The sequence below is a fragment of the Nonomuraea fuscirosea genome, assembly GCF_003001935.1.
GTDB classification, from domain to species: Bacteria; Actinomycetota; Actinomycetes; order Streptosporangiales; family Streptosporangiaceae; genus Nonomuraea; species Nonomuraea fuscirosea.
In genome coordinates, this window is record NZ_PVNG01000012.1 from 47,970 (window position 1) to 68,296 (window position 20,327).

Genomic DNA, 20,327 nt, shown 5'->3' on the forward strand with positions numbered 1-20,327 from the left:
GCCCGGTGAACGCCACGCCCGGGGCCGCCCCTGACGCCGGGTCCGACCCCGCGCCAGGTCTCGCACCCGACCCCGGGCCCGACCCCGCGCCGGGTCCCGCACCCGACCCCGCCCTCAGCCCCACGTCAGGCCCCGCGCCCGGCTCCGTGCGCGACGGCGTGCCGGGCGATCCCGTGGCCGCCCTCGTCGGGCGGCAGATACGGCAGGCGCTGCGCACCGTGGGCGCCGTCGCCGCGCTGCTGGCCGGGCCCCCGGTGCTGGCGATGTGGGTGCCCGACCCCCGCGCCTGGGTCGTCCTGTCCCTGGTGGTGCAGGGAGTCTGGGTGGGCCTGGCCGTCCTGCAGCTCAGACGGGCGGAGCGGATGGAGAGATGAACGTCGCGGTGCTGACCGGGATCGCGTTCGTCCTGGTGCTGGGCGTCATGGCGGGCGCCGCGCGGCCCCGCCGCGTGTCCGGCGTCCTCGTCGCCGCCAGGGGAGTGCCTCCCTGGTGGAACGGGGCCGCGATCAGCTCCGAGTTCACCTCGGCCGCCGCCTGCCTGGGCACGGCCGGGCTCATCGCCACCCACGGCTCGCCCATGTTGTGGTATCCGACGGGCGCCGCCGCGGGGTTCGTCGTCATCCTGGCCCTCGTGGTCGCGCCGCTGCGGCGCTCGGGGACGTACACGCTGCCCGGGTTCGCCGAGTGGCGGCTGCGCTCGGCGCGGCTGCGCCGGCTGACCACCTGCTGCGTCCTCGTCGTCGGGCTGGCGTTCATGGTCGCCCAGCTGCACGCGGCGGGGGTCGTCGTGCGGCTGCTGACCGGGCTGCCGCCGTGGCTGGGCTGGGCGGCCGTCGCGGCGGCGGCGCTGGCCGTGGCCGTCGGCGGCGGGCTGGGCAGCGTGACGAGCGTGCAGGCCGCGCAGTTCTGGCTCAAGCTCATCGTCTTCCTCGGGGTCGGGATCGTCTGCTGGTGGCTGGCGGAGGAGGGGGCCGTGGCCTGGTTCGAGGGCGCGTACCGGGGCGGGGGCGCCGGACTGGCCGGCGCGGGCGACCCCTCGCTGCCGGGGGTGCTGGCCGTGCTGCTGGCGTGCGCGCTGGGCACGATGGGGCTGCCGCACGTGATCATGCGGGTGCACACCGACAGGGACGGCCACGCCGCGCGCCGCTCCATGGTGGCCACCCAGGCCATGCTGGCGGCCTTCTGCGTCGTGCCGCCGCTGTACGGGCTCATGGGGCACGCCCGGCTGCGCGGCGCCGCCGCGGACGAGATCGTGCTGCTGCTGCCCGCCAGGCTGTTCCCAGGGGCCACCGGGGAGGTGCTGACGGGCCTGCTGGCCGCGGGGGCGTTCGCGGCCTTCCTGGCCACCGCGGCGGGCGTCCTGGCGGCCGTGGGCGGCGCCCTGTCGGCCCGCGCGTCCAGGGCCGGGGCGCGCTCCTTCCGGGCGGCCGTGGTGGCGGTCCTGGCGGCCGCGCTCGGGCTCACGGCGGTCACCGCCCCCGGGGCGTCGGTGGCGCTCGTCCTGCTCGGTCTCAGCCTCTCCGCGGCCACGTTCTGCCCGCTGCTCGTGCTCGGGATCTGGTGGCGGCGGCTGACGGACGCGGGCGCGGCGGCCGGTATCGTACTCGGGGGCGGTTCGACGGCGGTCCTGGTGATCGGGGAGCAGACGGGCGTGCGCATGGGCGCGCTGACCTCCTGCCCCGCGCCGGTGGCCGTGCCGGTCGCCTTCGCCACGATGGTCCTGGTCTCCCTGGCCACGCCCGGCAGGACGCCCCGGGACGTGGGCCGGATGATGGCCAGGATGCATCTGCCCGAGCATCTCGCAGGCCCCCTGACCTACCGCTCGTCGCACCGGGACGACCGCTGATCGCGGTAGTACTCTCCGTACATCGCTGACTACGCACCGTTCGGCGAGCTGTCCTTGAACAGGGTTTCTCCCGCAAGATCGCAACCGTAGTGTTTCGGCATCGGAGAGCTCTTCCGGCGCATCGGGAGGGACGGGCCGCACGGCTCACGATCGGCCCGATGCGCGGGATTCACCGGCGACGCGCAGGTCGCCGCGGCTGTCGGGCCCTTGACCGGGGGGTTGGGCCCGCCACGCCGGTTCCGTGAAGGGGCGCCCGCGAGGCCGTCGAACCGGGCCTCGTGATCCGGCACGCGGGGGCGGCCGGATCGCGTGAGCGGGCGCCCCTTTCACGGGCGCCGACCCTTCGGGCGTCTCGCCCGCGTCCGTGGCGATCAGCCGTCGCGCAGCTTCTTCAGCAGCGTGATGTCCTCGGCGTGCTTGGGCGCCTTGCCCGGCGTCTCGATGCAGAGCGGGATGCCGGCCGCCGCCGGATGCCGCATGAGGTCGCCGAACGGCTCGGCGCCGATGTGGCCGGCCCCGATGTTCTCGTGGCGGTCCTTCTTCGCGCCGCACACGTCCTTGGAGTCGTTGGCGTGGATCAGCTTGAGCCGCCCGGGCGCGATCGTGTGCAGCGCGTCCAGCGTCTCCTTCACCCCGCCCGCTGCGGCGAGGTCGTGGCCGGCGGCGAAGGCGTGGCAGGTGTCGAGGCAGACGCACGCGCGCGGATGCCAGTCGAGCGCGGCCAGATAGGGCTCCAGGTCCTGCACGGTGGCGCACAACATCGCGCCCTGGCCCGCCATCGGCTCCAGCAGCAGATCGGGCCCGCCCTCGGGGATCTCCTCCAGCAGCGGCAGCAGGTTGTCGTGCAGCTGGCGCAGCGCCTCCTCGCGCGACTGCGTCACCGCCGAGCCGGTGTGCACCACGACCCCCTTGGCGCCGGTCTGCACCCCGCGCCGCAGCGTGTGGCGCACGATCGCGATGGAGTTGCCCAGCGTCTCGGGGCTGGGCGAGCCGAAGTTGACCAGGTAGGGCACGTGGATGTAGGTCTCCACCCCGGACTCGGCCAGCTTGGCGTCCTCGGCGGGCTTGCCCTCGGTGAGCGCCCACCCGCGCGGGTTGGTGACGAACACCTGGATCACCTCGGCGCCGATCTCGGCCATGTATTTCAGGCCGCCCGTCGCCAGGCCGCCGGCGACGGATACGTGTCCGCCGATCAGGGATTTCACGGTCATGATGACCCTCAGTTTAGGACCCGCGGGCGGATGCGGCGGCAGGTACGGCCGGGGCGCGCCCCGGCGATTGGAGCATGACACGAAAACCGCCCCGCGCGGGGGCCGCCGGTTGGAGTTCTCACGGATGGACCGGGCACGTAGCGCATGTGTGTACTGCTGACATGTCACAAACGCTGACCGCGTTCAACGCGCGATCACCGGCGGAGGCGGAGGCCGGGCTGCTGAGCTGCTGCGCCTCGAAGGCCTTCGCCGGCGAGGTGGCCGCCCGGCGGCCGTACGAGAGCCTCGACCGGCTCCTCGCCACCGCCCGCGCCGCCGTGCTGGCGCTGGGCTGGGACGACGTGCTGGAGGCCCTGAGCGCGCACCCCAGGATCGGCGAGCGGCCGGCCGGGAGCGGGCGGGAGGCGTCCTGGTCGCGGCGGGAGCAGTCCGGCGTCGAGGACGACCTGCGCGCGGCGCTCGCCGAGGGCAACCGCGTTTACGAGGAGCGTTTCGGGCATGTCTACCTCGTCTGCGCAACCGGGCTGACGGGGGCCCAGATGCTGGACAGGCTCAACGAGCGGCTCGGCAACGACGAGGCGCGCGAGCGCGACGTCGTCCGCGGCGAGCTGGCCGCCATCACCCGGCTGCGGCTGGGCCGGCTCATCGAGGAGGGGGCATGAGCTTCTCCACCCACGTGCTCGACGCGGTCACCGGCCGCCCCGCCGCCGGCCTGCGGGTCCGCCTGGAGCACGACGGCCGGGTCGTCGCCGAGGGCCGCACCGACGCCGACGGCCGGCTCAGGGGCTGGGACCCGGTGGCCGGCGTGCACCGCGTCGTCTTCGACACCGGCTCCTACCTGGAGGAGACGTTCTACCCCGAGGTGGTCGTCACCTTCGCCGTGACCGACCCCGCCCAGCACTACCACGTGCCGCTGCTGCTCAGCCCGTACGCCTACTCCACCTACCGAGGGAGCTAGATTGACCGTCAAGCTCGGCGCCAACCGCTACGGCAAGGCGGAGACCAGGCTCGTCCAGGTGGTCAGGCAGGGCCCCGTCCACCACGTCAAGGACGTCAGCGTCAGCACCTCGCTGTCGGGCGACATGGAGGCCGTCCACCTGACCGGCGACAACGCCACCGTGCTGCCGACCGACACGCAGAAGAACACCGTCTACGCCTTCGCCAGACGCCACGGCGTCGGCCAGATCGAGGCGTTCGCCCTCCGGCTGGCCAGGCACTTCGTCGCGTCGCAGCGCTCGATCCACCACGCCAGGGTGGAGATCGAGGAGTACGGCTGGAACCGGACCGGGCCCCACTCGTTCGTGCGCGACGGCGGCGAGGTGCGCACGTGCGTGGTGCACCACGACGAGGACGGCCGCAGCACGGTGGTGTCCGGGCTGAAGGACCTCGTGGTGATGAACTCGACCGGGTCGGAGTTCCACGGCTACATCGTGGACGAGTACACCACGCTGGAGCCCACCACCGACCGCATCCTGGCCACCGCCGTCGCCGCCCAGTGGCGCCACTCGGACGCCGGGTCCGACTACGGGACGGCGTACGCGGAGGTGCGGCGCTGCCTGCTCGACGCGTTCGCCGGCACGCACAGCCTCTCGCTGCAGCAGACCCTGTACGCCATGGGGGAGCGCGCGCTCACGGCCTGTCCCGAGATCTGCGAGGTCAGGCTCGCCATGCCGAACAAGCACCACTTCCCGGTCGATCTGTCCCCGTTCGGCCTGGACAACGACAACGAGGTCTTCTTCGCCGCCGACCGCCCCTACGGCCTCATCGAGGGCGGCGTGCTGCGGGAGGACGCGCCCGACGCCGGATTCGCCTGGGAGTAGGCAGCAATGGATTTCTTGCGCCCCACGACATGGGACGAGGCGCTGGCCGCCAAGGCGGACCAGCCGGACGCCGTGCCCATCCAGGGCGGCACGGACGTGATGGTCGAGCTGAACTTCGACGTCCGCAGGCCGCCGGCGCTGCTCGACCTCGGCCAGGTGGCCGAACTGCGCGAATGGTCGACCGCGGGCGGCATGTGCCGGGTGGGGGCCGGGGTGCCGTACACGGCCGTGATCGAGGAGCTCGGCGCGACGCTGCCGGGCCTGGCCCAGGCCGCGCGCACGGTCGGCTCGCCGCAGATCCGCAACCGCGGCTCCGTCGGCGGCAACCTGGGCGCCGCCTCACCCGCCGGCGACAGCCATCCGCCGCTGCTGGCGGCGGGGGCCGTGGTCGAGGTGGAGTCGCGCGGGCGCGGCGTGCGGATGATCCCGGCCGCCGAGTTCTACCTCGGCGTCAAGCGCAGCGCCCTGGAGCCGGACGAGCTGATCAGGGCCGTGCACGTGCCGCCCGCCACCGGGCCCCAGTACTTCTCCAAGGTCGGCACCCGCAACGCCATGGTGATCGCGGTGTGCTCGTTCGCGCTCGCGCTGCATCCCCGCGAGCGGCGCGTCGGCACCGGCCTCGGCTCGGCCGCGCCCACGCCGCGCCGGGCGATCGAGGCCGAGCGGCTGCTGGCCGCGGAGCTCGACTGGGACGCGCCGCTCGACCCCGCGCTGCTGCGCCGCTTCGGCGACCTGTGCGCGCGGGCCGCCGCGCCCATCGACGACGTGCGCGGCACCGCCGCCTACCGGGTGCACGCGATCGGCGTCATGGCCCGCCGTACGCTCACCTGGGCCTGGAACGACCACCTGGGGAAGAGGGCCGCCTGATGCGCGTCACGTTCACCGTCAACGGCCGCGAGCAGAGCGCGCAGGACGTCTGGGAGGGCGAGAGCCTCCTGTACGTGCTGCGCGAGCGCCTCGGCCTGCCCGGCTCCAAGAACGCCTGCGAGCAGGGTGAGTGCGGCTCCTGCACGGTCTACCTCGACGGCGTGCCCGTCTGCGCCTGCCTGGTCGCCGCCGGGCAGGCCGAGGGGCGGCAGGTGCGCACGGTCGAGGGCCTGGCCGAGGGCGACCGGCTCGATCCCGTGCAGGAGGCGTTCGTGGAGTGCGGGGCCGTACAGTGCGGCTTCTGCACGCCCGGACTGCTGGTGCAGGCGCACGACCTGCTGGAACGCGTGCCCGAGCCGTCGGACGCCGAGATCAGGGAGGCGCTGGCGGGCAACCTGTGCCGGTGCACCGGCTACGAGAAGATCCTCGACGCGGTACGGCTCGCCGCCGCACGGAAGGGCGCCGCCTCATGAACCTGCCCGACGACCTGCCCACCGGCACCATACTCATCGACAACGTGCACATCGCCCCCGTCGCCGGCCCCGAGATCCGGTCAGGACACATCAGGATCGAGGGCGACCGCATCGCGAGCCTGGGCCCCGGGCCCGCGCCCGACGTCCCCGGCGCGACCAGGATCGACGGCGGTGGTTGCCTGGCCACCCCCGGCCTGGTCAACACCCACCACCACCTCTACCAGTGGGCCTCGCAGGGTCTCGTCCAGGAGGCCACCCTGTTCGAGTGGCTGACGGCGCTCTATCCGGTGTGGGCCGCGCTGGACGCCGAGGTGGTCAGGGGCGCGGCCACGGCCGGGCTGAGCTGGCTGGCGCTGTCGGGCTGCACCACCGCCAGTGATCATCACTACGTCTTCCCCAAGGGCCGGGGCGACCTGCTCGCGGCCGAGATCGAGGCGGCCCGCGAGGTGGGCCTGCGCTTCCATCCCGCGCGCGGCTCCATGGACAGGGGCGAGTCGAAGGGCGGGCTGCCGCCGGACTCCGTGGTCGAGGAGCTGGACGACATCCTGGCCGCCACCGCCGCGGCCGTGGACGCCTACCACGACCCGTCGCCCTCCTCGATGCTGCGCGTGGTGGTCGCGCCCTGCTCGCCGTTCTCGGCCAGTGCCGAGCTGATGACCGAGTCCGCCGCCCTGGCCAGGGCCAGGGGCGTACGGCTGCACACGCACCTCGCCGAGACCCTCGACGAGGAGGAGCACTGCCTGGAGCAGTTCGGGGTGCGCCCGGTGGACTACATGGAGCGGCTGGACTGGCTGGGCCCCGACGTGTGGTTCGCGCACGCCGTGCACCTGAGCGACGGCGACCTGGACAAGCTGGCCGAGACCGGCACCGGCGTCGCGCACTGCCCCTCCTCCAACGGGCGGCTCGGCGCGGGCATCGCCCGCGTCTCCGAGCTGCTGCGGCGCGGCGCGAACGTGGGCCTCGGCGTCGACGGCGCCGCCTCGTCCGAGCTCACCCCGCTCGTGGGCGAGATGCGGCAGGCACTGCTGATCCAGCGGGCTCGGTACGGGCCGCGGGCCCTGACCGCCAGGCAGGCGCTGGAGCTGGCCACGCTGGGCGGCGCCCGCAACCTGGGACGCCAGGACGAGCTCGGCACGCTGGAGCCCGGCAAGCTCGCCGACCTCGCGCTGTGGCGGGTGGACGGGCCGTTCACCGCCGCCGTCGCCGACCCGGTCTGCGCGCTGGTCTTCGGGCCGCCGCCGCCGCTGGCCCTGCTGCTGGTGGGCGGGCGGACGGTGGTGGCCGGCGGCGAGCTGAGGACCGTGGCCCAGGACGCGGCCGGGCGGGCCGGAGCCGAGGCCCGCGGGCGGCTGGCCAAGCTGGCGGAGGGCGCACACTAGGCTGGGAAATGTCGGAAACGTGTAGGAAAGGCGGACCCCGTGTCGGCGCAACTCCCTGACGAGCGGCTGGCGCAGCTCAAGAGCACCTTCGCCGCGATCGACACCGACGGCGACGGCTACATCAGCGAGGCCGAGCTGCAGCGGCACTTCCCCGACCTGCCTGCGGAGGCACTCGGGGCGATGAGCCAGGAGGCCGACTCCGACCAGGACGGCCGCTACTCCTTCGAGGAGTTCGTCCGCACGATGGGCTGACCCGCGCCCGGTTCGACGTGATGCCGTGCGGGAACGCGGCATCACGTCGCGCGGATCCACCCCTGTCCGCCTCGTAACGGATCAGGGGGCGGACAGGGCGCGCTCCAGCGGGGTCCTGAACCGGGGCGTCACCCTGACCTCGCCGACCCACGACGCGAGGAGGGCCGCCTCCGTCTCGATCGCGGCCTTCGCGTCCGCGCCCACGTCCTCCAGCAGCCGCCACACGATCTCGCCGTCCCGCCGCTGCGCCCAGCCGCCCACCACCCGGCCGTCCCACCACACGGTCGGGCCCACGTTGCCGCTGCGGTCGAACAGCTCGGCCCGGTGCTCGCCCGGCAGGTACCAGTCACGCTCCTGCCACCCCATCGGCGTCGGGTCGAGCGCCGGCAGCAGCGCCGCCCACGGCTCCCCGGCCTCCTGCTCCCGCGGCAGGTCGTCGGGCAGCACGTAGCCGGTGCCGCCGCCGTCCAGCTCCACCGCCACCGCCCCGGTGCCGGCCAGCGCGCCGCGCACGTCCTTCAGCGTCCACCCGGTCCACCACTTGAGGTCCGCCTCGGTGCCGGGGCCGAACGCCGCCAGCCAGCGCGCCACCAGCTCCGTCCGCGCCTCGTCCGCGGTCGGTTGCGCCGGCTCCTGGGCCGGCTCCTGGGCCAGGGCCCAGTAGTGCGTGCCGCTGACCCAGGTGCCGGACACGCGCGCCCGGCGTACCAGCAGGCCGTCCATCGCCATCAGCGGCAGCAGCCGCGAGCCGACGCTCACCACGCCCTCGTACGGCTTGCCCACGGCCACCCTGACCTGCTCCCGCAGCCGCGGCTCCAGCACGCCCAGCCCGGTCGCCGTCTGATCGCCCGACTCGGCCAGGATCCGCAGCACGGACGCCTCGACGTCCTTGAACCACGCCTCGTCCCAGCCGCCCGGTGCCAACGCCTTCAGCATCGAGGCGCGCTCCCTGCGGGCGATCGCCGGCATCGTCGAGTGGTGCACGACCGGCACCAGCTCCGCCGGCACCACGAACACCGTGCGCCGCATCCCGGTCATCCGCACCAGCGTGTGCTCGGCGTACAGGGCCCGCTCGACCGGCTCGGGCCCGGGCGCCAGCAGCCGGGCGCCCGCCGACAGGAACACGGTGGCCGGATCGGTGCCGTGCAACGCCACCACGGCCGCCGCCACCTCCTCGGGCGTGCCCGCCTTGACGGCCAGCCGATGCCGCACTCCGAGCCGCGCCCGCCGCTCCCGCGTAGCAATTCGCACGAAACCCCCAATCCCGCGCTGAGCCTAGTGGACCAGGCCGGCCACCGGGGAGGGGCCGCACCCTCATCCGAGGACGCGGACGTCAGGCGACTGTTCCGCCTGACACATCGTGACAGTCCGCGACAGGATGTACACCCCCGTGTACTTCGGAGCGTCCAATCCCGCCCATCCCTCTACGCTCTGGAGCCCCACATGCGTCTCCGCCCACGCGCTCTCGCCGTCCTCGTCGCCCTGGTCGCGCCCCTCCTGCTCGGGTCCCCGGCCCGTGCCCAGGTCGCGCACGACGTCAGCGCGGTGGCCACGTACCGGGGAGAAGGGGACGATGTCGTCCGCATTCCCGTCACGGCGGGGCCGGCCATCGTGAAGGGCACCCACAGCGGCGAGTCCAACTTCATCGTCTGGGCCGTCGCCGGGGGCAAGCAGGTGGATCTGGTGGCCAACGAGGTGGGCGAGTACAAGGGGGTCAGGGCGTTCAACACCGTCTTCCCGCGTAAGGTGCGCGCCCTGGAGGTCACCGCGGACGGCGCGTGGACGCTCCAGGTGCTGCCCATCACGAAGGCCCGGTACTGGGCGATCAAGGCGAAGGGCGCCGGACCCGACGTGATCCGCCTGACCGCGCCGCTCAGGGCCGCGCGGCGGATCACCCTCCGCCACCAGGGCGAGTCCAACTTCATCGTGTGGGCCCTCGACAACCGGGGCCGTGTCACGAAGCTGCTCGCCAACAGGGTCGGCGACTACAGGGGCCGGGTGCTCCTCCCCGCCGGTACGCGTTACGCCACCGTCGAGGCGGACGGCGTGTGGAGCATCGCCCGGTAGGGGTGATCTTCACGCGAGCCACCAGGACGGGGACCGGCGTGGTCTCCTGAGGGACCCCGATGTCAGGATGATGAGTCACGCCTTCCTGCCCGCTCGCACCGGGCAGGAAGGCGTGTCAGGACATTGTTCATCATCAGGTGGGAGTTCGTAGTGGTTCAGCACGTACTGGTCGCCCCCGACAAGTTCAAGGGAACGCTGACGGCGGCCGAAGTGGCCTCCCGGGTGTCGGCGGGTCTCGGCGTGCCCACGGTGGAGCTGCCGGTCGCCGACGGTGGTGACGGGACGGTGGACGCCGCCGTGGCGGGCGGCTTCGGCCGGATCACGATCGAGGTCACCGGGCCCACCGGCGAGCGGATCCCCGCCTCGTACGCCTGGCAGCCCACCGGCACCGCCGTGGTCGAGCTGGCCGAGGCGTCCGGGCTGCGCCGCCTGCCCGGCGGGCACGAGCCGCTGACCGCCACCAGCTACGGCACCGGCGAGCTGATCGCCGACGCCGTGCGCCGCGGCGCCAAGCGGGTGGTGCTCGGCCTGGGCGGCAGCGCCTGCACCGACGGCGGAGCGGGCATGGCCCAGGCCCTGGGCGCCCGCCTGCTCGACGACGAGGGCCGCGACCTGCCGCGCGGCGGGGCCGCGCTGAAGAGCCTGGCCCGCATCGACCTGTCCGGACTGATCGACCTCGCGGGCGTGGAGTTCGTGGTGGCGAGCGACGTGGACAACCCGCTGCTCGGCCCGCACGGCGCCGCCGCCGTCTACGGTCCCCAGAAGGGCGCCACCCCGGACGACGTCAGGACGCTGGAGTCGGCGCTGTCCCGCCTGGCGGCCATCGCCACCGCCACCCACGGGCTCATGGGCGCGGTCGAGCACGACGGCCCCCCGCGCGCCATGGGCGTGGCGGGCGCGCCGGGCGCGGGCGCGGCCGGCGGCGTCGGGTTCGCCGCGATGGCGTTCCTGCACGCCGAGCTGCGGCCCGGCATCGGCTACCTGCTCGACCTGCTCGGGTTCGGCGAGGTCGTGCGCGGCGCGCGGCTGGTCGTCACCGGCGAGGGCTCGCTGGACGAGCAGTCGCTGCGCGGCAAGGCGCCGGTCGGCGTGGCGCGGGCCGCCGCGGCCGCCGGCGTGCCCGTGGTGGCCGTCTGCGGCCGCCGTACGCTCGGCGACGAGGAGCTGAAGGCCGCGGGCATCGAGGCCGCCTACGCCCTGACGGATCTGGAGCCCGACGTGAGCCGCTGCATGGCCGAGGCGGGCCCGCTGCTCGAACGCCTCGCCGCCCGGATCGCCGAAGACCGCCTTGGAAGGTGATGGATGACCTCGTTCGACCTCGTCGTCAGATCCCGCAGGACCGTCACGCCCCAAGGTGAGCGGGCGGCGGCGGTCGCCGTACGGGACGAGAAGATCGCCGCCCTGTACGACTACGCCGCGCCGCTCGACGCCCCCGAGGACGTGGATCTGCGCGACGTGGCCCTGCTGCCCGGCCTGGTGGACACGCACGTGCACGTCAACGAGCCGGGACGGACCCACTGGGAGGGCTTCGACTCCGCGACCAGGGCCGCCGCCGCCGGAGGCGTCACCATGATCGTGGACATGCCGCTCAACTCCCTGCCGCCCACGATCGACGAGCCGGCCCTCGACGCCAAGCTGCGCGCCGCCGGCGGGCGGTGCCACGTGGACGTCGGCTTCTGGGGCGGGGCCGTGCCGGGCAACGTCAAGGACCTCGCGCCGCTGCACCGGCGCGGCGTGTACGGGTTCAAGTGCTTCATGTCGCCGTCCGGGGTCGAGGAGTTCCCGCACCTGACGGTCGCCGAGCTGCGGCTCGCCCTGGAGGAGGTGGCCGGGTTCGGCGGGCTGACCGTGGTGCACGCCGAGGACCCGGCGCTGCTGGCCGAGCCGGCCGGGCCGGGCTACCGGGAGTTCCTGGACTCGCGGCCGGGAGCCTCCGAGCGCAGCGCCGTCGAGCAGGTCGTCCGGGTGGCGGAGGAGTGCGGCGCCCGGGTGCACATCCTGCACGTCTCCAGCGCCGACTGCCTGGAGGTACTGGAGGCGGCCCAGGCCAGGGGAGTGGCGGTGTCGGCCGAGACCTGTCCCCACTACCTGACGCTGACCGCCGAGCAGGTGCCGGAGGGCGGGACCACGTACAAGTGCTGCCCGCCGATCCGCTCCGAGGCCAACCGCGACCTGCTGTGGGACGGGCTGGCGCGCGGGGTGCTGAGCTGCGTGGTGTCGGACCACTCGCCCTCGACGGCCGACCTCAAGGTGCCCGACTTCGCCGCCGCCTGGGGCGGCATCGCCTCGCTGCAACTCGGGTTGCCGGCGATCTGGACGGAGGCCGCGCGCCGGGGGCACGGGCTCGGGGACGTGGTCCGCTGGATGTCCGCCAACCCCGCCGCGCTGGCCGGGATCTCCGGAAAGGGCGGGATCGAGGCGGGCAACGACGCCGACCTGGTGGCCTTCGACCCGGCAGCCGACCTGCTGGTGGACGCCGCCCGGCTGCACCACAAGAACCCCGTCACCCCCTACCACGGCCGCACGCTCAAGGGCGCCGTCCTGACCACCTGGCTGCGCGGCCGCCCGGTGGACGGCGAGCCGCACGGACGACTGCTGATGGGAGCCCGCCGATGACCCCGTTCACCCGCCTGCCCGACCTGGCCCTGCGCACGTTCGGCGGCTCCGTCGTGGCGGCCAGCGACGAGTCGTTCGCTGAGAAGGAGAGCCTGATCAGGCCGGGGCGTCCGGCGTTCAGCCCGGAGACGTTCGGCGGCAAGGGGCAGGTGTACGACGGCTGGGAGACCCGCCGGCGCCGCTCACCCGGGCACGACTGGGCCGTGGTGCGGCTGGGCCTGCCCGGCGTGATCAGGGGCGTGGTGATCGACACGGCCTGGTTCAAGGGCAACTATCCGCCGTACGCGTCCGTGGAGGCGACGGCGGTCGACGGTCATCCGTCGCCGGACGACCTGGCGCGGGCCCGGTGGACGGAGATCGTGCCGCGGGCGGAGCTCAAGGGCGACACGGAGCACCACTTCGAGGTCGCCGGTGAAGACCGCTGCACCCACGTGCGGCTCAACATCCACCCCGACGGCGGCGTGGCCAGGCTGCGCGTGCACGGCGAGGCCCGCCCCGACCTGTCCGTGCACGAGGGCCTCGGGCTCGACCTGGCCGCGCTCGCCAACGGCGGCCTGGTCACCGCCTGCTCCGACGAGTTCTACTCCGCCCCGAACAACGTCATCGCCCCCGGCCTGGCCCGGCACCAGGCGGAGGGCTGGGAGACCGCCAGGCGGCGCGACGACGGCAACGACTGGATCGTGATCAGGCTGGCCGGTCGCGGGCTGATCAAGCTGGCCGAGATCGACACCACCAACCTGCTGTTCAACGCGCCCGCCGCGGTCGCGCTGACGGGGCTGGACGGGGAGCGCGAGGTGCCGCTCCTGCCCAGGACCCCGCTGCTGCCGGACACGCCGCACCGCTTCCGCCTGGACCACCGGGAGCCGGTCTCCCGTGTACGGGTGGACATCTACCCTGACGGCGGCCTGGCCCGCGTCCGCCTGCACGGCCACCTCGCCTGAGCCGGTCCCGCCGCCCCGGCCGCCGGCTGGGGCGGCGGGACCGGCCGCGTCACTGCCAGAGGAAGACCACGCTGCCCGGCGGCCGCTCGCTGTTGGGCAGCGGCCGCTGGAACTGCACCACACCGCCGTTGCTCAGCCGGTTGACCCGCACCTTGAACCCCAGCGCCTCCAGCTCGGGCTTGGCGTCGTTGATGTTCTTGCCGATGACGCCGGGCACGACGCTGAACTGCTGGTCGTCGCGGGCCTCGTTGTCGCCGCGGAACCACTGCCACCAGTCCGTCTGGCACCGCGCCACCGTGATCATGACCGCCGCGCCCTGGTCGACCTCGGACTTGGCCTTGGGCGACTGGGCGATGACCGAGCACGGCTCGGCGTCGTCGTCGACCTCGTTGACCTGCACCTTGAAGCCCTGCCCGCCGAGGAAGCCGGCCGCCTCGTCCTTCGGCATGCCGCCGACGTCGGGCATGACCAGCCCGGCGCTGACGAAGATGTTGATCTTGGCGCTCTTCCTGACCTTCTCGCCCACCTGCGGCGAGGTGCGGATCACCTTGTCGCGCTCGACCTGCTGGTTGGGCAGCCGCTTGACCGTGCCGACGGTCAGCCCCGACTTGGCGATGGCGGCCCGGGCCTCGTTGCTCGACCGGCCCGACACGTCGGGCACGACGATCCGCTCGGGGCCGAGGGAGAGCACCAGCGTGACCGTCGAGCCCTTCTCCAGCTCCGCCTTGGCCGCCGGGTCGCTGCTGAGCACCAGGCCCTCGGCCACCTTCTCGTCGTACTTCCCGTCGGCCTGGCGCATCAGCAGCCCGCGGCCGGTGATGGTCTGCTCGGCCTCCGCCACGTTCTTGCCGACCAGGTCGGGCACGGTGACGAGCTCGGGCTGGGCGAAGTACCAGCCCGTCAGCCCGACCGCCACCACCATCACGGCGGCCAGCGCCACCAGGAACCAGCTGGGCCGGAACCCGCGCCGCCGCGGCTCCTCCGCCCGCGGCTGGATCATCGTGTGCGCCGGCGCGGCCTGCGGCATCGAGCGCGCGCCTGTGACCGGCCCGCCCGCCGGATGGGCGTAGACCGTCGTCGGGTTCACGCCCGGCGCCATCGGGCCCGAGCCCGGCGGGGTCGTCGTGCGCGGCAGCATCCGGTGCGCGTCCACCGCGGCGACCAGCATGGCCGTCGCGTCGGCCGGCCGGTCCTGCGGCTCGCGGGCGGTCGCGTGCGCCACCAGCGTGTCGACCAGCGGCGGCACCTCGGGCGTCACCGAGGACGGCGCGGGCACGGTGTCGTGCACGTGCCGGTAGGCCACCGACATCGGCGTCTCGCCGTCGTACGGCTGCTGCCCCGTGACCAGCTCGAACAGCATGATGCCCGCCGCGTAGACGTCGCTGCGCACGTCGGCGGCGCCCGTGGTGACCTGCTCGGGCGCCATGTAGCCGATCGTGCCGATCATCACGCCGGTACGGGTCTGGTTGGTCGCCTCGATCGCCCTGGCCAGGCCGAAGTCGACGACCTTGACCCGGCCGTCGTCGGTCATGAGGACGTTCTCCGGCTTGACGTCGCGGTGCACCAGTCCGGCCTGGTGGGCGGCGCCGAGCGCGGCCAGCACCGGGATCAGCAGCTCCAGCGCCTCGCGGGCGGGCAGCCTGCCGCGCTCGCGCAGGATGTCGCGCAGCGTGCGGCCGGGGACGTATTCCATCGACAGGTAGACGACGTCGTTGTCGGTGCCCTGGTCGAAGACGTGCACCACGTTGGGATGGGAGAGGCTGGCGACCGACTTCGCCTCGCCGATGAACCTTCTGACGAACGCCGGGTCCTCGGCGAGCGAGCGGTGCATGACCTTCAGCGCCACCGTCCGGTCGAGCCGGATGTCCAGCGCGAGGTAGACGGTCGCCATACCGCCCCGGGCGATTCGGCTCTCGATGCGGTAGCGCCCATCGAGGAGCCGTCCGACCAGGGGGTCCGCAGTCGTCGTATCCACCCCGCTGAGTTTACGGGCGTTTTGCCACTGGCAGGGCCCCACCGCCCGAAACCGATGCGGAGACGTTTCTCGTCGCAGGGCCCCGCTCTCGTCGAGAGGCCCCGCCGAACCCGGCCGGGCGGGTTCGGCGGCGTCGGCTGATGGGTTACGGCGACGCAGACCCGTGGGTTACGGGGACGTCGGCTCGTGGGTCACGGGGACGTCGGCCGGCGCGGTGCGAGGAGGTCGGCTCCTGGTCACGGGGACGTTGGAGAGGAGGCCTCGGCGTAGCGGCGGCGGGGGATGCGTCCCGCCTGGCGGGCCAGCCGCCCGGCCGCGACCGCGCCCTTCATGGCCGCCGCCATGAGGTCGGGCCGCTGCGCCCTGGTGACCGCCGTGGCCAGGAGCACCGCGTCGCAGCCCAGCTCCATCGCCAGCGCGGCGTCGCTGGCCGTGCCGATGCCCGCGTCGAGGATCACCGGGACGGACGCGGCCTCCACGATCAGCTCGATGCTGTGCGGGTTGCGGATGCCCAGCCCCGAGCCGATCGGCGCGCCCAGAGGCATCACGGCCGCGCACCCGGCCTGCTCGAGCCGCCGGGCCAGGGCCGGATCGTCCCCGATGTACGGCAGCACCACGAACCCGTCGGCCACCAGCCGCTCGGCCGCGTCGAACGTCTCGATCGGGTCGGGCAGCAGGGTCCGCTCGTCGGCGATGACCTCCAGCTTGACCCAGTTCGTGCCCAGCGCCTCCCTGGCCAGCCGGGCCGTCAGCACGGCCTCGCCCGCGGTGAAACAGCCCGCCGTGTTGGGCAGCACCTTGATGTCGCGCCGGCGCAGCACGTCGAGCACGGAGCCGCGCGAGCCCGGGTCGAGCCGGCGCATCGCCACCGTGGTCAGCTCGGTGCCCGACGCGGCGAGCGCCTGGTCCAGCACCTCCAGCGAGGGCGCGCCGCCGGTTCCCATGATGAGCCGGGAGGAGAACTTCTCCCCGGCGATGATCAGATCATCCACCTTGCACCGCCGTCAGGACCTCCACGCGGTCACTGTCGCCGAGCGCCGTCGTCTCCCAGGCGCTGCGGGTGACCACCTCGTCGTTCACGGCCACGGCCACGCCGGTGGTGGCCGAGGTCAATGTCTGTACGGCCTGCGCCACGGTGGTGCCGTCGGCCACCTCGTGCGCGGCCCCGTTGATGGTAACAATCATGAAATTCCCTGAAATCTCTCCGGCGAGCACAGCGCCGCCAGCTCGCCCTCCTCGCCCAGCAGGATGGCCGTCGTGAGCGGGGCGAGCAGCACTCCGCCCCGGTGGTGCCCGGTCGCGAACGTCAGCCCCGGCGTCCCGCTGGGGCCGATGACCGGCAGGTTGTCCGGCGTGCCCGGCCGCAGCCCCGCCACCACGTCGGCGACCTCCAGCTCGGTGATGCCGGGAACCAGCTCCCTGGCGTCGCGCAGCAGCTCGTACAGCCCGCCGGCGGTGACCCTGGTGTCGAAGCCCATCTCCTCCTGGGTGGCGCCGACCACCAGCTCGCCGTCGCCCCGGGGGACCAGGTAGACCGATGAGCCGTGCACGGTGCCGCGTACGCACCGGTTCAGCAGCGGCTGCGGCGACCGCAGCCGCATGATCTGGCCCTTGACCGGCCGCACCGGCACCTCGGCCAGCTCGCCGCTCCACGCCCCGGCGGTCAGGATCACCCGCTCGGCCCTGATGTCCGCGCTGGTCTCCGCCCGGGTCTCCGCTCCGGTCGTCGCCCTGGCGCCCGGTCTGACCTCACCGTGCCCGCCGCCGTTCCCGGTCCCGCCGTTCCCGGTCCCGCCGTTCCCGGTCCCGCCATTTCCGGTCCCGTACGGCTCCGGCGGCGCGAGGCGTACCCCGGTGACCCGGTCGCCTTCACGCAGCAGCTCGGTGACGCGGGCCCGCACCACCTCGGCGCCGCGCCGCTCCAGCGCGGTCAGCAGCGCCGCCGTCACCCGGCGCGGATCCACCCAGGCGTCGCCGGGCGCGAGCAGCCCGCCACGCACGGACGGGGCCAGCATGGGCTCCAGGCGGCGGCATTCGCGCCCGGTGAGCCGCTCGACCGGCAGCCCGAGTTTGTCCATGAACGCCGCCAGCTCGTCCAGCGCCGCCAGGTCGTCGGCCCCGAACGCGACGTCAAGGGTCCCCTCGGAGCGCAGATCCAGCGCGAGCGGATCGCCGCCCGCCGCGCCGCCACCGGCGAGCCCATTACCGGCGCCCGATCCCGGGCTCGCACGCCCGGCACCGGCGCCCGGCCCGGCATCGCGATCTTCACCTGGTGTCGGGCCGGCGAGCCCGGCGTCCTCGGTGAGTTCGGCGGCGAAGGCGGGCCAGCGGCGCAGCGACGCCACTCCGAGCCGCAGCAGCGGCGCCTCGGTGTAGGTCACCTCGCTGACCGGGGCCAGCATCCCCGCCGCGGCATAGGAGGCGCCCCGCCCGGGCGCCGGATCGACCACGGTGACCTGCCGCCCCGCGCGGGCCAGCCGCCACGCCACGGAGAGGCCGACGACCCCGCCGCCCACGATCACATCCACCTGCGCTCCCTTCGCCGGCATGATCCGGATCAGGTGTCTTGCGGTCGAAGGCCCGTAGCAGCCTTCCTCTCAGCCCGGTGAACGGCCGGACTCCCGCGCGTCTTCGTTCACAGCCTACGGCCTCGGTGCGGCGGCCGCGCACCGCCCCCGTTATGGTCATGAACGTGAACCATGTCGTGGTGGTGGGAGCGGGCCTGGCCGGGCTGCGTACGGTCGAGGCCCTGCGAGGGCGCGGATTCGACGGCCGGATCACGCTGATGGGCGAGGAGCGTCATCGGCCCTACGACCGCCCGCCCCTGTCGAAGGCCGTGCTGAAGGGCGACGCCGACACGAGCTTCGTCGACACCGACCTCGACGCCCTGGAGGTCGACTTCTGGCCGGGCGTCAGCGCGAAGTCGCTGCGGGCCGGCGTCGTGGAGACCACCGAGGGCGAGCTCGGCTACGACGGCCTGGTCATCGCCACCGGCGCCGAGCCGATCAGGCTGCCGGGCGACGGCCTCCAGCACGTGCTGCGCACCCTCGACGACGCCCACGAGCTGCGTGCCGTGCTCGTCCCCGGCGCCCGCGTCGCGATCATCGGCGCCGGCTGGATCGGCGCCGAGGTGGCCACCGCGGCCCGCCGCGCCGGATGCGAGGTGACGGTCATCGAGAGCGCGCCGGCCCCGCTGACCACCGCCGTCGGCGCCGAGATCGGCGCGCGCACCGTGCCCTGGTACGACGGCATCGACCTGCGCCTCGGCGCCATGGTGGACGCCGTCGACGAGGGCGGCGTGCGGCTGGTGGGCGGCGAGTTCGTCGAGGCTCACGTGGTCGTCACCGGCATCGGCGTGCGCCCCGCCGTCGGGTGGCTGGCCGACGCCGACATCGACCTGCACAACGGCGTCGTCACCGACGAGCACCTGCGCGCCTCGCTGCCCGGCACCGTCGCCGTGGGCGACTGCGCCGCCTGGTGGTCGCGCCGCTGGGGCACCAGGCTCAGGGTGGAACACTGGGACACCGCGCTCAACGCCCCCGACGTCGCCGCCGCGACGCTGCTGGGGGAGGAGGCGGTCTACGACCCGGTGCCCTACTTCTGGTCCGAGCAGTTCGGCCACATGATCCAGTACGCCGGCCATCATCCGGCGGGCGAACGGCTCGTCCACCGGGGCGAGCCCGAGGGCAAATGGTCGGCCGTCTGGCTCACCGCGGACGACACCCTGGCCGCCGTGCTGGCCGTGGACCGGCCGCGCGACCTCGTACAGGGACGGCGGATCATCGACGCCGGCCACCGCCTGGACGCGGAACGCCTGGTAGATCCACAAGTCCCTCTACGGGATTGTGTTGTTTGAGCAAGCACGCCATGTGGTAGTTGTGGTTTCGTGACGCTTTCTGTTGCACAGATCGACCGGGAGACCGACCAGCTCGTAGACGAGTGGCTCACGCTCCCCGAAGTGGCTACGCGCCTTGACCTTTCGATCGGGCGGGCCAAGCAACTCCTGAAGGACCACAAGCTCCTCGGCGTACGCCGGGGCGGCGGCGGGCCACAGGTGCCCGCGGTGTTCCTCGACGGAAAGGACGTGATGAAGGGCCTGCCAGGCACCCTGACCGTGTTGCAGGATGCCGGCTACGACGACGTCGAGTCGCTGCGCTGGCTCTTCACCCCCGACGAGTCGCTGCCAGGATCGCCCATCGAGGCGATCAGGGCCGGCCGTCATACCGAGGTCAAGCGGCGTGCCCAAGCCCTCGCTTTCTGACGCGCGCCTCTATCTCTGCACAGACGGCCGCCGCGACCGCGGCGATCTGGCGGAGTTCCTCGACACGGTGCTGGCCGGCGGCGTGGACATCATCCAGCTGCGGGAGAAGAACCTGGAGGCGCGCGAAGAACTCGCGCTCCTCGAGGTCTTCCGCGACGCCTGCGACCGGCACGGCAAACTGCTGGCCGTCAACGACCGGGCGGACGTCGCGTACGCCGCCCGGCCCGACGTGCTCCACCTGGGGCAGGACGACCTTCCTGTGACGGTCGCGCGAGAGATACTCGGCGACGACATCGTCATCGGACGGTCCACCCACTCCGCCGCCGAGGCTTCCGCCGCGGCCGTGGAGGAGGGCGTCGACTACTTCTGCTGCGGCCCCGTCTGGCCCACGCCGACCAAGCCCGGCCGTCCCGCTCCGGGCCCGCCGCTGCTGCGGCACGCGGCGTCGCTGGGCAGCTCGCGGCCGTGGTTCGGGATCGGCGGCATCGATCTCGCCAACCTGGACGAGGTGATGTCCCACGGGGTGAGCCGGGTGGTGGTCGTACGCGCGATCACCGACGCCGACGACCCGGGCGCGGCCGCCGCCGAGTTCGCCAAGCGCCTCTCGACCGCGTGACGA

The 20,327-nt window shown here is 73.7% G+C and carries 22 protein-coding genes and 1 riboswitch; of the genes, 16 read left to right on the forward strand and 6 right to left on the reverse strand.

From position 1 onward, the window contains the following. Positions 1-5 precede the first annotated feature (5 nt). A complete protein-coding gene (locus tag B0I32_RS26765; protein ID WP_106244474.1) occupies positions 6-374 on the forward strand; it encodes a hypothetical protein in 369 nt (122 codons plus the stop codon). Continuing rightward, positions 371-1,846: a sodium:solute symporter family transporter gene (locus B0I32_RS26770; protein WP_106244475.1), complete on the forward strand. Its 1,476-nt coding sequence runs from the start codon at positions 371-373 to the stop codon at positions 1,844-1,846. Before B0I32_RS26765 ends, B0I32_RS26770 begins: the two co-directional genes overlap by 4 nt. Before the next feature lie 371 nt (positions 1,847-2,217). Here B0I32_RS26770 and B0I32_RS26775 read toward each other — a convergent pair whose 3' ends face one another. Further along, the gene (locus tag B0I32_RS26775; protein WP_106244477.1) at positions 2,218-3,057 is read right to left on the reverse strand and encodes a deoxyribonuclease IV; all 840 of its coding nucleotides are present in this window, start codon (positions 3,055-3,057) and stop codon (positions 2,218-2,220) included. A 161-nt stretch (positions 3,058-3,218) separates the two neighbouring features. On the opposite strand from B0I32_RS26775, the gene uraD reads away from it, so the two are divergent. The 7 genes from uraD to B0I32_RS26810 are packed head-to-tail and all read left to right on the forward strand — an operon-like array spanning position 3,219 to position 7,848. Continuing rightward, the gene (uraD, locus tag B0I32_RS26780) at positions 3,219-3,719 is read left to right on the forward strand and encodes a 2-oxo-4-hydroxy-4-carboxy-5-ureidoimidazoline decarboxylase (protein WP_106244478.1); all 501 of its coding nucleotides are present in this window, start codon (positions 3,219-3,221) and stop codon (positions 3,717-3,719) included. Further along, positions 3,716-4,015: a hydroxyisourate hydrolase gene (uraH, locus tag B0I32_RS26785; RefSeq protein WP_106244480.1), complete on the forward strand. Its 300-nt coding sequence runs from the start codon at positions 3,716-3,718 to the stop codon at positions 4,013-4,015. The genes uraD and uraH overlap by 4 nt, the downstream gene beginning before the upstream one ends. A gap of 1 nt (position 4,016) precedes the next feature. Further along, on the forward strand, positions 4,017-4,877 hold the full coding sequence (gene pucL, locus B0I32_RS26790; protein WP_106244482.1) for a factor-independent urate hydroxylase: 861 nt from the start codon (positions 4,017-4,019) through the stop codon (positions 4,875-4,877). Between the two features lie 6 nt (positions 4,878-4,883). Beyond that, positions 4,884-5,744, forward strand: coding sequence for an FAD binding domain-containing protein (locus B0I32_RS26795; protein ID WP_106244483.1), 861 nt, complete (start codon positions 4,884-4,886; stop codon positions 5,742-5,744). Continuing rightward, complete coding sequence (locus tag B0I32_RS26800; protein ID WP_106244485.1) at positions 5,744-6,217, forward strand: (2Fe-2S)-binding protein; 474 nt, start codon at positions 5,744-5,746, stop codon at positions 6,215-6,217. The genes B0I32_RS26795 and B0I32_RS26800 overlap by 1 nt, the downstream gene beginning before the upstream one ends. Further along, entirely contained in the window at positions 6,214-7,596 is a 1,383-nt protein-coding gene (locus B0I32_RS26805; RefSeq protein WP_181307819.1) for an 8-oxoguanine deaminase, read from the forward strand. The genes B0I32_RS26800 and B0I32_RS26805 overlap by 4 nt, the downstream gene beginning before the upstream one ends. Before the next feature lie 39 nt (positions 7,597-7,635). Then, positions 7,636-7,848, forward strand: a complete 213-nt coding sequence (locus B0I32_RS26810) for an EF-hand domain-containing protein (protein ID WP_106244487.1) — start codon at positions 7,636-7,638, stop codon at positions 7,846-7,848. Between the two features lie 81 nt (positions 7,849-7,929). Here the strand turns inward: B0I32_RS26810 and B0I32_RS26815 are convergent, their stop codons facing one another. Beyond that, positions 7,930-9,099: a winged helix DNA-binding domain-containing protein gene (locus B0I32_RS26815; RefSeq protein WP_245956046.1), complete on the reverse strand. Its 1,170-nt coding sequence runs from the start codon at positions 9,097-9,099 to the stop codon at positions 7,930-7,932. Positions 9,100-9,291: 192 nt separating this feature from the next. Here B0I32_RS26815 and B0I32_RS26825 point away from each other — a divergent pair, with 192 nt between their 5' ends. The 4 genes from B0I32_RS26825 (at position 9,292) to alc (ending at position 13,472) form a co-directional block, all read left to right on the forward strand. Continuing rightward, positions 9,292-9,915, forward strand: a complete 624-nt coding sequence (locus tag B0I32_RS26825; RefSeq protein ID WP_146178332.1) for a hypothetical protein — start codon at positions 9,292-9,294, stop codon at positions 9,913-9,915. Between the two features lie 150 nt (positions 9,916-10,065). Beyond that, positions 10,066-11,214, forward strand: coding sequence for a glycerate kinase (locus B0I32_RS26830; protein WP_106244877.1), 1,149 nt, complete (start codon positions 10,066-10,068; stop codon positions 11,212-11,214). 3 nt (positions 11,215-11,217) lie between these two features. Beyond that, positions 11,218-12,531 carry an allantoinase AllB gene (gene allB / locus B0I32_RS26835; RefSeq protein WP_106244494.1) on the forward strand — a complete coding sequence of 438 codons (1,314 nt, stop codon included), beginning with the start codon at positions 11,218-11,220 and terminating at the stop codon, positions 12,529-12,531. Next, the gene (gene alc, locus B0I32_RS26840; protein WP_106244496.1) at positions 12,528-13,472 is read left to right on the forward strand and encodes an allantoicase; all 945 of its coding nucleotides are present in this window, start codon (positions 12,528-12,530) and stop codon (positions 13,470-13,472) included. The genes allB and alc overlap by 4 nt, the downstream gene beginning before the upstream one ends. Before the next feature lie 49 nt (positions 13,473-13,521). Here alc and pknB read toward each other — a convergent pair whose 3' ends face one another. From pknB to B0I32_RS26860, 4 genes are all read right to left on the reverse strand, one after another. Then, on the reverse strand, positions 13,522-15,447 hold the full coding sequence (pknB, locus tag B0I32_RS26845; RefSeq protein WP_106244497.1) for a Stk1 family PASTA domain-containing Ser/Thr kinase: 1,926 nt from the start codon (positions 15,445-15,447) through the stop codon (positions 13,522-13,524). Between the two features lie 236 nt (positions 15,448-15,683). Next, positions 15,684-16,439 (reverse strand): thiazole synthase, encoded by a 756-nt coding sequence (locus B0I32_RS26850; protein WP_106244499.1) that lies wholly within the window; start codon positions 16,437-16,439, stop codon positions 15,684-15,686. Then, positions 16,432-16,632 carry a sulfur carrier protein ThiS gene (gene thiS, locus B0I32_RS26855; protein ID WP_106244501.1) on the reverse strand — a complete coding sequence of 67 codons (201 nt, stop codon included), beginning with the start codon at positions 16,630-16,632 and terminating at the stop codon, positions 16,432-16,434. Before thiS ends, B0I32_RS26850 begins: the two co-directional genes overlap by 8 nt. Continuing rightward, on the reverse strand, positions 16,629-17,975 hold the full coding sequence (locus B0I32_RS26860) for an FAD-dependent oxidoreductase (protein WP_245956047.1): 1,347 nt from the start codon (positions 17,973-17,975) through the stop codon (positions 16,629-16,631). The genes thiS and B0I32_RS26860 overlap by 4 nt, the downstream gene beginning before the upstream one ends. Continuing rightward, positions 17,965-18,082: riboswitch (TPP riboswitch) on the reverse strand. (Overlaps the previous gene by 11 nt.) Before the next feature lie 51 nt (positions 18,083-18,133). Here B0I32_RS26860 and B0I32_RS26870 point away from each other — a divergent pair. From B0I32_RS26870 to thiE, 3 genes are read left to right on the forward strand one after another with little or no spacing between them, the layout of a single operon-like run. Further along, complete coding sequence (locus tag B0I32_RS26870) at positions 18,134-19,303, forward strand: NAD(P)/FAD-dependent oxidoreductase (RefSeq protein ID WP_245956048.1); 1,170 nt, start codon at positions 18,134-18,136, stop codon at positions 19,301-19,303. 30 nt (positions 19,304-19,333) lie between these two features. Further along, the gene (locus tag B0I32_RS26875) at positions 19,334-19,708 is read left to right on the forward strand and encodes an Rv2175c family DNA-binding protein (RefSeq protein WP_106244504.1); all 375 of its coding nucleotides are present in this window, start codon (positions 19,334-19,336) and stop codon (positions 19,706-19,708) included. Next, positions 19,686-20,324, forward strand: coding sequence for a thiamine phosphate synthase (gene thiE / locus B0I32_RS26880; protein ID WP_106244506.1), 639 nt, complete (start codon positions 19,686-19,688; stop codon positions 20,322-20,324). Before B0I32_RS26875 ends, thiE begins: the two co-directional genes overlap by 23 nt. Positions 20,325-20,327 lie beyond the last annotated feature (3 nt).

Coding starts and splice junctions, on each gene's coding strand:
- B0I32_RS26770 (WP_106244475.1), top strand. CDS start 371: ATGAACGTCGCGGTGCTGACCGGGATCGCGTTCGTCCTGGTGCTGGGC.
- B0I32_RS26775 (WP_106244477.1), bottom strand. CDS start 3,057: ATGACCGTGAAATCCCTGATCGGCGGACACGTATCCGTCGCCGGCGGC.
- uraD (WP_106244478.1), top strand. CDS start 3,219: ATGTCACAAACGCTGACCGCGTTCAACGCGCGATCACCGGCGGAGGCG.
- uraH (WP_106244480.1), top strand. CDS start 3,716: ATGAGCTTCTCCACCCACGTGCTCGACGCGGTCACCGGCCGCCCCGCC.
- B0I32_RS26795 (WP_106244483.1), top strand. CDS start 4,884: ATGGATTTCTTGCGCCCCACGACATGGGACGAGGCGCTGGCCGCCAAG.
- B0I32_RS26800 (WP_106244485.1), top strand. CDS start 5,744: ATGCGCGTCACGTTCACCGTCAACGGCCGCGAGCAGAGCGCGCAGGAC.
- B0I32_RS26805 (WP_181307819.1), top strand. CDS start 6,214: ATGAACCTGCCCGACGACCTGCCCACCGGCACCATACTCATCGACAAC.
- B0I32_RS26825 (WP_146178332.1), top strand. CDS start 9,292: ATGCGTCTCCGCCCACGCGCTCTCGCCGTCCTCGTCGCCCTGGTCGCG.
- allB (WP_106244494.1), top strand. CDS start 11,218: ATGACCTCGTTCGACCTCGTCGTCAGATCCCGCAGGACCGTCACGCCC.
- alc (WP_106244496.1), top strand. CDS start 12,528: ATGACCCCGTTCACCCGCCTGCCCGACCTGGCCCTGCGCACGTTCGGC.
- thiS (WP_106244501.1), bottom strand. CDS start 16,632: ATGATTGTTACCATCAACGGGGCCGCGCACGAGGTGGCCGACGGCACC.
- B0I32_RS26870 (WP_245956048.1), top strand. CDS start 18,134: ATGAACGTGAACCATGTCGTGGTGGTGGGAGCGGGCCTGGCCGGGCTG.